The sequence below is a fragment of the Streptomyces sp. NPDC044064 genome (assembly GCF_056434245.1).
Genome location: NZ_JBWKFN010000065.1, coordinates 1 through 9,753 on the forward strand (window position 1 = coordinate 1; position 9,753 = coordinate 9,753).

A 9,753-nucleotide genomic window follows, 5' to 3' on the forward strand; every position below is an offset into this window, starting at 1 on the left:
TTTCTTTGCCTCGGCGGCCCCTCCTCCAGCCACCCCCCCCCCAACTCGGCGGCGGGCCCTTCCACAGCCAAACGACAGCTCTCCCCCCCCCCTCCGGGGGTCCCCCCGCCTTCGTGTGTCCGGGGGGCGCTACCGGGCCTGCGGCAGCACCACGCCGGACTTCGCCTTCGGGATCTGCGCCCCGTCCGGGCCGACCACCTTCCGGCCGTCCAGCGGCGCGTCCAGCCGTACGGTCTTCACGTACATCCGGGCCATGGCGACGCAGACCTTGTCCGGCCAGACCTTCTCGGTCACCGTCACCGTCACCCGGTCCGCGCTCTCCTTCGCCGCCGCCTTGTAGTCGGCGCACACCCCGCCCGAGAAGCTCACCCTCAGCTCGCGGCCGTCGGCGGTGTAGCCGCCGACCTTCACGTCGTGCGTCTTCGGCGCCGAGGACGGCGAGGACGGCTCCGGGGACGGCGCCGCGTCCGACGGCGAGGTCAGGTACTTCGGGTCCACCGCCGGATACGCCACCGTGAAGGTGCCCCGCGCGGCCGTCCCCCGCACCTCGAACAGCCAGGACGGCACCAGCGTCTGCCGCCCGGCGACCGAGTGCGCGGCCAGCCCGAACACCGCCTTCTCGACGGTGACCGCGGCCGCCCCGGACGCCGTCGTGGACGTGCCGCACGGCTGCTCCAGCCGGTTCTTCAGCGGGACGGGACTCGCGCAGCCGCCGATGCCCATCCGGTGCCCGTGCTTGTGCCCCGAGTTCATCAGCGCCAGCGTCTTCTCCGCGCCGAGCACGGGATACGTGTTCCCCTCGGCCGGCGCGACCAGCAGCCCGTGGCCGCCGACGACGTCCCCCTGCTTGTCGACGGTCAGGCCGGTCGTCCAGCCGTAGGTGGGCAGCCCGCCCACCACCGGATCGGCGTTGACCACCCGCTGGGCACCCATGATCTGGCCCGCGTCGACCTTGGCGTCGTCCTGCCCGAGCGCCTTCAGCACCGGCGCCGCCGCCTTCTCGGCGACCGCCACGCTCACCGGCTCGCCGGCCGGGGCGCCCGGGTCCTGCACGCAGACGGTGATCTTCTTGCAGTTGTCGGTGCCCGGCGCGTACCGGCTGAAGGTCCAGCTGCCCGGGGCGTCCTTGGTGACCTGGAGCGTCGGCCCGGAGCCGTCCTTGCCGCCGACCCGCCAGCTCGGCCCCTCGGCCACCGGCGTGCCGTCGACCCCGAGGGCCTTGGCCAGCCGGGCCACGTCGTCCTTGCCGACCTCGCCCTTCGGTGCGTACACCGGCGCCGAGCCGGGACCCTCGGCCAGTTTCCCCGCGGCCACGTATGTCGCCCCGTACGGATCCGGCTCACCCGGCGCGATGCCGCCCGTTCCGCTCTGCGCCCAGCCGTCCAGGGCGAGGGGCGGGGGAGTGCCGCCACTGCCGGACCCGCCGACGCCCGTACGGCCGTCCGAGGAGTGGTTCGCGGAGAGGATCGCGCCCCCGCCCCCGACCAGCAGGACGGCCGCCGCGACCGAGACGACGACCATGGGGGAGCGCCGCCGCCCGGACCGCTCACCGGCGTCGGCGTCACCGGCCTCGAGGACCTCGCCGACCTCAGGGGCCTCGCCGCCCTCGCCGATCTCGTCGTGCGGGGTACCGGCACCCCCGCCGGTCCCTGACACCTCGGGGGCGCCGGAGGCCTCGGAGACACCGGAGGCCTCAGGGGCGTCGGAAGACTCAGGGGCGTCGGCAGACTCGGGAGTGTCAGAGGTCTCCGAGGCCAGGGGCTTCTTCGACGTCAGGGCTTCCTTCGAGACAAGGGAGTCCTTCGAGGCGTCCGAGCCCCCGGGCTCCTCGGTGCTCTCGGCGTTCTCGGTCGCGTCGGAGACCGCGGAGACCTCGGGCCCCTCGGAATTCTCAGGTCGCTCGGTGTTCACCGCATCGCTCCTCGCTGGATCGTGTCCCACGCCCCCGGCACGGGGGACGGCGATGGGACGAGCGAGGGGAGCGTGCGGTTCCCGCAGTACGGCCGGGCGTCAGTCGCCGTAGTCCGACATGGCGTCCAGCAGCCGGGCCGACCTCTTCGGCACGGTCACCCCATGGATCAGCGACGGCGGCACCGGGCGGGAGTCGGCGTGCCGGGGAACCGTCCAGTGCGGGGCCATCCGGGCGCAGTCCCCGCGCAGCGAGGCGAGGTCACCCTCGAGATCGGCCGGAGCGGAAGAGTGGACCTTGAGGTTCGTCATGATGGCACCGTAGGCATGTCGAGCCTCGCGAAGAAAGATCTACTATCGGGTAGTTTTGCCAGCTTCAGTGGCTGCCCAGGAGCGGGTAGCGTGAACTGTCAATCCAGCCTCCCGCAGGAGAATGCCTGTCGTGCGCATCGCAGTCACCGGCTCCATCGCCACCGACCACCTCATGACCTTCCCCGGCCGCTTCGCCGACCAGTTCGTCGCGGACCAGCTGCACACGGTCTCGCTCTCCTTCCTGGTCGACAATCTGGACGTACGCCGGGGCGGCGTCGGCGCGAACATCGCCTTCGGCATGGGCCAGCTCGGGACCGGGCCCATCCTCGTCGGAGCCGCCGGCTTCGACTTCGACCAGTACCGAGCCTGGCTGGACCGCCATGGCGTGGACACCGACTCGGTCCGTATCTCCGAGACCCTGCACACCGCCCGCTTCGTGTGCACCACCGACGCCGACCACAACCAGATCGGCTCCTTCTACACCGGTGCGATGAGCGAGGCCCGCCTCATCGAGCTGAAGACGGTTGCCGACCGCGTCGGCAGCCTCGACCTGGTCCTGATCGGCGCCGACGACCCGGAGGCGATGCTCCGCCACACGGAGGAGTGCCGCTCCCGGAACATCCCGTTCGCCGCCGACTTCTCCCAGCAGATCGCCCGTATGGAGGGCGAGGAGATCCGGATACTGCTGGACGGGGCGACCTACCTCTTCTCCAACGAGTACGAGAAGGGGCTCATCGAGTCCAAGACCGGCTGGACCGACGCCGAGATCCTCTCCAAGGTCGGCCACCGCGTCACCACGCTCGGCTCGCGGGGTGTGCGCATCGAGCGGGCCGGCGAGGACCCGATCGAGGTCGGCTGTGCCGAGGAGGAGCGCAAGGCCGACCCCACGGGTGTCGGCGACGCCTTCCGCGCCGGCTTCCTCTCCGGCCTGGCCTGGGGTGTCTCCCTGCAGCGCGCGGCGCAGGTCGGCTGCATGCTGGCGACCCTCGTCATCGAGACGGTGGGGACGCAGGAGTACCAGCTGCGGCGAGGACACTTCATGGACCGGTTCACCAAGGCGTACGGGGACGAGGCCGCCGAGGAGGTCCGTACTCACCTGGGCTGACGTCCGCCTTACGGGCGCGGGTGTGTGTGGGGGCCGGTCGCGCCCACGCGGCGGAGCCGCACATCGGCACAGACCCGCGCCCCCTCCGGGGGGCTCGCCCCCCGGCCCCCTAGCTCACCCGGCGGACCACATAGGCCGAGCCCTTTTCCGCAGGCTCCTCGCCCACGTACTCCTGCCCCCGCATCTCGCACCACGCGGGGATGTCCAGCCGGGCCGCCTCGTCGTCCGAGAGAACTCGCACCGTGCCGCCCACCGGCACGTCCCCGATCACTTTGGCCAGCTCGATGACCGGGATCGGGCACCGCTTGCCGAGGGAGTCGACGACCAGTTCCTGCGCGCGGACCACGGTCACGGTCGCCGGAGCGGGTGCCCCCAGCTTCTCCCGCACCCCGGCCACGGCTCCCGGCAGCACCGCCAGGAACCGCTCCACGTCCTCCTCCGCCACCCCGGACGGCAGCGACACCCGCACGTTGCCCTCGCTCAGCACCCCCATCGCCCTCAGCACATGGCTGGGCGTCAGTGTGCTGCTCGTGCAGGACGAGCCGGACGACACGGAGAAACCCTCCCGGTCCAACTCGTGCAGCAGGGCCTCTCCGTCGACATAGAGACAGGAGAAGGTGACGATCCCCGGCAGCCGCCGTTCCGGATCGCCGACCACCTCGACATCCGGCACCAGCTGCGGCACCCGCAGCCGGATCCGCTCCGTCAGCTCCCGCAGTCGTACCGCTTCCTGGGCCGCCTCCGCCCGTACCGCACGCAGGGAGGCCACGGCCGCGACGATGGCCGGGAGGTTCTCGAACCCGGCGGCGCGACCCGACTCGCGCTCGTCCACGGGAGCTTGCGGCGCGAACCGCACCCCCTTCTTCACGACGAGCAGCCCCACCCCCGAGGGCCCGCCCCACTTGTGGGCGCTCGCCGCCAGCAGCGACCAGCCGCCTTCGACCGGCCCCCACCCCAGCGACTGCGCGGCGTCCACGAGCAGCGGTACTCCCGCCGCCCGGCACACCTCGGCCACCTCGGCCACCGGCTGCACGGTCCCGACCTCATGGTTGGCCGACTGCAGACAGGCCAGCGCGGTGTCCTGCCGGAGCGCGGCCGCGAAGTCCGACGGGGCGACGGCTCCCGCCCGGTCGACGGCCACCGTGCTCACCGAGCCGCCCTCGGCCTCGAGTGCTTCAGCCGAATGGAGTACCGAGGAGTGTTCGACGGCGGACACGATCAGGTGGCGTCCCACCCGCCGCCGCCCGGCCAACGCCCCCGCGACACCGGTGTGTACGGCCCGCGTCCCGGACGGCGCGAACACCACCTCGTCCGCCCGGCACCCCACCGCCTCGGCCGCCGCCTCCCGAGCCGCGTCGAGCAGCATCCGCGCCCTGCGTCCCTCCCGGTACAACCGAGCGGGATCGGCCCACCCTTCATCCAAAGAGGCCAACAGCGCCTGGCGTGCAACGGGATGGAGGGGAGCGGCGGAAGCAGCGTCGAAGTAGGACACACAGCAACGGTAAATCCTCGGTGGAGCAGCCGGCCTCAAGGGGCGCGGGCGGTGCCGATATGCGGCTCCGCCGCGTGGCCGCGACCAGCCACAATGCACCCCGCACCCGCCCGCCAAACCGCGACAACCCGAGCTATTGGGCGCTCATTCCCACCCTTAAGGAGTGACCGGCGGCGCGTATGGCACCCTCCCCGCGAACCCTCGGAGAGCGTCGGCTAGGGTTTGGTCCGCATAAACATCCAAACCCCTGCCCGACGCAGGGCGGCGACCGACCAGCGAGAAGGCCGCAGCCGAACCGCGCGGGCGAGACTCTCGGGAAGGCGCTACGTGAGTCCCAACGGCTCCGACCGCTCGCCGCGGCGCCCGATGCGGCGGAAGCTGCTGCAGGCACTGACCGCGGGCCTGGTCCTTGCGACCGCAACCGGTTGCACATACAAGGACTTCCCCCGCCTTGGCATGCCCACCCCGGTCACGGAAGAGGCTCCGCGGATCCTCTCCCTGTGGCAGGGTTCCTGGGCGGCCGCGCTGGCCACCGGCGTGCTGGTGTGGGGCCTGATCCTGTGGAGTGCTTTCTTCCACCGGCGCAGCCGCACCAAGGTCGAGGTACCTCCGCAGACTCGGTACAACATGCCGATCGAGGCCCTGTACACGGTGGTCCCGATCATCATCATCTCGGTGCTGTTCTACTTCACGGCGCGGGACGAGACGAAGCTCCTCAGCCTCGACAAGAAGCCCGACGTCACGGTCAACGTGGTCGGCTTCCAGTGGAGCTGGGGCTTCAACTACATCGCGGACGTTCCCGGTTCCCCCGGCAACGCCAAGACGTCCAAGGAACTGCTCCCCATTCCGGACAGGTTCCGCAAGGAGTTCCCGGCGAACGCCGGCGGTGTCTACGACGTCGGTACGCCGGGCACGAAGAACCCCCAGACCGGTAACCCCGGCCCGACCCTCTGGCTTCCCGAGGGCAAGACGGTCCGCTTCATCCTCACCTCGCGTGACGTCATCCACTCCTTCTGGGTGGTGCCGTTCCTGATGAAGCAGGACGTGATCCCGGGCCACACCAACGCCTTCCAGGTGGTTCCCAACCATCAGGGCACCTTCCTGGGCAAGTGCGCCGAGCTCTGCGGCGTCGACCACTCCCGGATGCTGTTCAACGTGAAGGTCGTCTCCCCCGAGCGCTACGAGCAGCACCTCAAGGACCTCGCCAAGAAGGGGCAGACCGGTTACATTCCCGCCGGCATCGCGCAGACGCCGCACGAGAAGAACCGGGAGACGAACAACCTGTGAGCATCCTCAACGAACCCCAGGGTGCCGCGGCAGCTGAGGACTCTTACGAGAACGAGCTGCCGGTCAGGCGCAAGCAGCCCGGCAATGTCGTGGTCAAGTGGCTCACCACCACCGACCACAAGACCATCGGAACGCTGTATCTGGTCACGTCCTTCGCGTTCTTCCTGATCGGCGGCGTGATGGCGCTCCTCATGCGCGCCGAGCTGGCCCGTCCGGGCCTGCAGATCATGTCGAACGAGCAGTTCAACCAGGCGTTCACGATGCACGGCACGATCATGCTGCTGATGTTCGCGACGCCGCTGTTCGCCGGCTTCACGAACTGGATCATGCCGCTGCAGATCGGCGCGCCCGACGTGGCGTTCCCGCGGCTGAACATGTTCGCCTACTGGCTCTACCTGTTCGGCTCGACCATCGCCGTGGGCGGTTTCCTCACCCCGCAGGGTGCGGCCGACTTCGGCTGGTTCGCCTACTCCCCGCTGTCGGACGCGGTCCGCAGCCCGGGCATCGGCGCCGACATGTGGATCATGGGTCTGGCCTTCTCCGGCTTCGGCACCATCCTCGGCGCGGTCAACTTCATCACCACGATCATCTGCATGCGTGCCCCCGGCATGACCATGTTCCGCATGCCGATCTTCGTGTGGAACGTGCTGCTGACCGCCGTGCTGGTCCTGCTCGCCTTCCCCGTCCTCGCCGCCGCGCTGTTCGCGCTGGAGGCGGATCGGAAATTCGGGGCACATGTCTTCGACGCGGCGAACGGCGGAGCACTGCTCTGGCAACACCTCTTCTGGTTCTTCGGACACCCAGAGGTGTACATCATCGCGCTGCCGTTCTTCGGCATCATCTCCGAGGTCATCCCGGTCTTCTCCCGCAAGCCGATGTTCGGCTACATGGGTCTGATCGCGGCCACCATCGCGATCGCCGGTCTGTCCGTGACGGTGTGGGCCCACCACATGTACGTCACCGGCGGTGTGCTGCTGCCGTTCTTCTCCTTCATGACGTTCCTGATCGCCGTACCGACCGGTGTGAAGTTCTTCAACTGGATCGGCACGATGTGGAAGGGCTCGCTGTCCTTCGAGACCCCGATGCTCTGGGCCGTCGGCTTCCTGATCACCTTCACGTTCGGTGGTCTGACCGGTGTCATCCTGGCCTCGCCCCCGATGGACTTCCACGTCTCCGACTCGTACTTCGTGGTGGCCCACTTCCACTACGTGGTCTTCGGCACGGTCGTCTTCGCCATGTTCTCCGGCTTCCACTTCTGGTGGCCGAAGATGACCGGCAAGATGCTGGACGAGCGCCTCGGCAAGATCACCTTCTGGACGCTGTTCGTCGGCTTCCACACCACCTTCCTGGTCCAGCACTGGCTGGGTACGGAAGGCATGCCGCGCCGCTACGCCGACTACCTGGCGTCCGACGGCTTCACCACGCTGAACACGATCTCGACGATCGGTTCGTTCCTGCTCGGCCTGTCGATCCTGCCGTTCCTCTACAACGTGTGGAAGACGGCCAAGTACGGCAAGCCGGTCGGCGTGGACGACCCGTGGGGCTACGGCCGTTCGCTCGAGTGGGCGACCTCCTGCCCGCCGCCGCGGCACAACTTCCTCACCCTGCCGCGGATCCGCAGCGAATCCCCGGCGTTCGACCTGCACCACCCCGAGATCGCCGCGCTCGAGCAGCTCGAGTACGCCGGTCACGGCAGCGCCATCGAGGGCAACAAGGAGGCCGGCAAGTGAAGATCCAGGGCCGGTTGTTCATGTGGCTGAGCGTCTTCGTCCTGATCATCGCCGTCTTGTACGGCGTGTGGTCGAAGGAGCCGGCCGGCACCACGGCGCTCTTCCTGGCCTTCGGCCTGTGCATCATGATCGGCTTCTACCTGGGCTTCACCGCCCGGCGGGTCGACGCGGGTGCGCAGGACGACAAGGAGGCCGACGTCGCGGACGACGCGGGCGAGCTGGGCTTCTTCAGCCCGCACAGCTGGCAGCCGCTCGCCCTCGGCTTCGGTGGCGCAATGGCCTTCCTCGGTGTCGCGGTCGGCTGGTGGCTGCTGTACTTCGGCGCACCGTTCATCCTGGTCGGCCTGTTCGGCTGGGTGTTCGAGTACTACCACGGTGAGAACCGCACCCAGTAGCACGCAGTAGCGCACCGGGAGCCCGGACACTCCGTCAGGAGGGTCCGGGCTCCTGCTTTTGCGCACACCCGTCCCCCATACGAGTTACATAGCGCGCAAATGGGGTCCGGGTCTCATAACGTGATCATATGAACCACACTCCGCGTACCCGCACCGTCGTCAGCTGCACCCTGCTGGTGGCCGCCCTCGGTGCGGGCGTCACCGGCTGCGGTTCGGACGGCAACCCCCTGTCGGCCAAGCCGTACGACGCAGCGGACCAGATCTCCTTCAGCGGCCCCACCGGCACCGGGAAGCAGGCCGACCCGGACAAGCCCCTGGAGATCACCACCAGCACCGGCGACGGCCGGATCACGGACGTCACCGCCTACGACGCCACAGGGCGCGTCGTGGCGGGCGAACTCGCGGCCGACGGCAGCCGGTGGCACAGCACCTCCCCGCTGGCCGCCAACGCCCACTACACGGTCGCGGTGAGCACGGAGGACGAGGACGGTGCGCCCGGCCGCAAGATCCTCAGCTTCGACACCAGCAAACCCTCGACCACCAAGCGCCTGAACGTCACGTTCGGGCCGGACTCGGGCCAGTACGGCGTCGGGCAGCCCGTCACCGCCCAACTCGACCACGAGGTCAAGGACAAGGCGCAGCGGGCCGTCGTGGAGCGCGCCCTCAGGGTGGACGCCACCCCGGCCGTCCAGGGCGCCTGGTACTGGGTGAGCGACAAGGAACTCCACTACCGCCCCAAGGAGTACTGGCCCGCGCACGCCACCATCCAGGTGCACAGCAACCTCGACGGTGTGAAGATCGGCGACCGTCTCTGGGGCGGCAAGTCCAAGGCGCTGAAGATCACCATCGGTGACCGGATCGAGGCCGTCACGGACGCCGCGGCGCACCAACTGACGTTCTACAAGAACGGCCAGGCGGTCCAGTCGATCCCCGTCACCACCGGCAAGCCCGGCTTCGAGACCCGCAACGGGGTCAAGGTCGTCCTGGCCAAGCAGTACTTCGTACGCATGCGCGGCACCACGGTCGGCATCGCCGAGGGCAGCTCCGACTCGTACGACCTGCCGGTCTACTACGCCACCCGGGTCACCTGGTCGGGTGAGTACGTCCACGCCGCGCCCTGGTCAGTGGGCTCCCAGGGCTACGAGAACGTCAGCCACGGCTGCACCGGCATGAGCACATCCAACGCCGAGTGGTTCTTCAACAACATCCACGAGGGCGACATCGTCAAGGTCGTCAATTCCAACGGCAACGCGATGGAGCCCTTCGGCAACGGCTTCGGCGACTGGAACGTCGACTGGAAGAAGTGGCGCACGGGCAGCGCCCTAGTCAACAGCACCCCGGACGGCCCTCCTCCACAGGACGCCCTGCGCCTGCAGCCGACGGCCGTGTGAGCGGCCGGGGCGGGGGGGGGGGGGGGGGGGGGGGGGGGGGGGGGGGCGGCGACCCCCCCCCCCCCCCCCCCCCCCCCCCCCCCCCCCTCTCTGCAATACCACCGCAAAGCACGCCCCAACCACCCTTCCACAT

General features: G+C 69.5%; 8 protein-coding genes. 5 read left to right on the forward strand and 3 right to left on the reverse strand.

The window, feature by feature from the left end; all coding sequences use genetic code 11:
• Positions 1–129 precede the first annotated feature (129 nt).
• Together AC07DS_RS46050 and AC07DS_RS46055 are read right to left on the reverse strand one after the other, a co-directional pair.
• On the reverse strand, positions 130–1,911 hold the full coding sequence (locus AC07DS_RS46050) for a hypothetical protein (protein ID WP_479154704.1): 1,782 nt from the start codon (positions 1,909–1,911) through the stop codon (positions 130–132).
• Between the two features lie 99 nt (positions 1,912–2,010).
• Positions 2,011–2,220, reverse strand: coding sequence for a hypothetical protein (locus AC07DS_RS46055; protein WP_145875351.1), 210 nt, complete (start codon positions 2,218–2,220; stop codon positions 2,011–2,013).
• 130 nt (positions 2,221–2,350) lie between these two features.
• Here AC07DS_RS46055 and AC07DS_RS46060 point away from each other — a divergent pair, with 130 nt between their 5' ends.
• The gene (locus AC07DS_RS46060) at positions 2,351–3,325 is read left to right on the forward strand and encodes a carbohydrate kinase family protein (protein ID WP_479154705.1); all 975 of its coding nucleotides are present in this window, start codon (positions 2,351–2,353) and stop codon (positions 3,323–3,325) included.
• Positions 3,326–3,434: 109 nt separating this feature from the next.
• Here AC07DS_RS46060 and AC07DS_RS46065 read toward each other — a convergent pair whose 3' ends face one another.
• Positions 3,435–4,817 (reverse strand): aminotransferase class V-fold PLP-dependent enzyme, encoded by a 1,383-nt coding sequence (locus AC07DS_RS46065; RefSeq protein WP_479154706.1) that lies wholly within the window; start codon positions 4,815–4,817, stop codon positions 3,435–3,437.
• Between the two features lie 327 nt (positions 4,818–5,144).
• Between AC07DS_RS46065 and ctaC the strand changes: the two genes are divergently transcribed.
• From ctaC to AC07DS_RS46085, 4 genes are all read left to right on the forward strand, one after another.
• On the forward strand, positions 5,145–6,104 hold the full coding sequence (gene ctaC / locus AC07DS_RS46070) for an aa3-type cytochrome oxidase subunit II (protein ID WP_479154707.1): 960 nt from the start codon (positions 5,145–5,147) through the stop codon (positions 6,102–6,104).
• The gene (gene ctaD / locus AC07DS_RS46075) at positions 6,101–7,834 is read left to right on the forward strand and encodes an aa3-type cytochrome oxidase subunit I (protein WP_479154708.1); all 1,734 of its coding nucleotides are present in this window, start codon (positions 6,101–6,103) and stop codon (positions 7,832–7,834) included. The genes ctaC and ctaD overlap by 4 nt, the downstream gene beginning before the upstream one ends.
• Positions 7,831–8,229, forward strand: coding sequence for a cytochrome c oxidase subunit 4 (locus tag AC07DS_RS46080; RefSeq protein WP_479154709.1), 399 nt, complete (start codon positions 7,831–7,833; stop codon positions 8,227–8,229). Before ctaD ends, AC07DS_RS46080 begins: the two co-directional genes overlap by 4 nt.
• A gap of 128 nt (positions 8,230–8,357) precedes the next feature.
• Positions 8,358–9,620, forward strand: coding sequence for a L,D-transpeptidase (locus tag AC07DS_RS46085; protein WP_479154710.1), 1,263 nt, complete (start codon positions 8,358–8,360; stop codon positions 9,618–9,620).
• The last annotated feature ends 133 nt before the right edge of the window (positions 9,621–9,753 follow it).

Bases quoted from the DNA above. Each gene is read 5' to 3' on its own strand.
- AC07DS_RS46055 (WP_145875351.1), bottom strand. From the start codon at position 2,220: ATGACGAACCTCAAGGTCCACTCTTCCGCTCCGGCCGATCTCGAGGGT.
- AC07DS_RS46085 (WP_479154710.1), top strand. From the start codon at position 8,358: ATGAACCACACTCCGCGTACCCGCACCGTCGTCAGCTGCACCCTGCTG.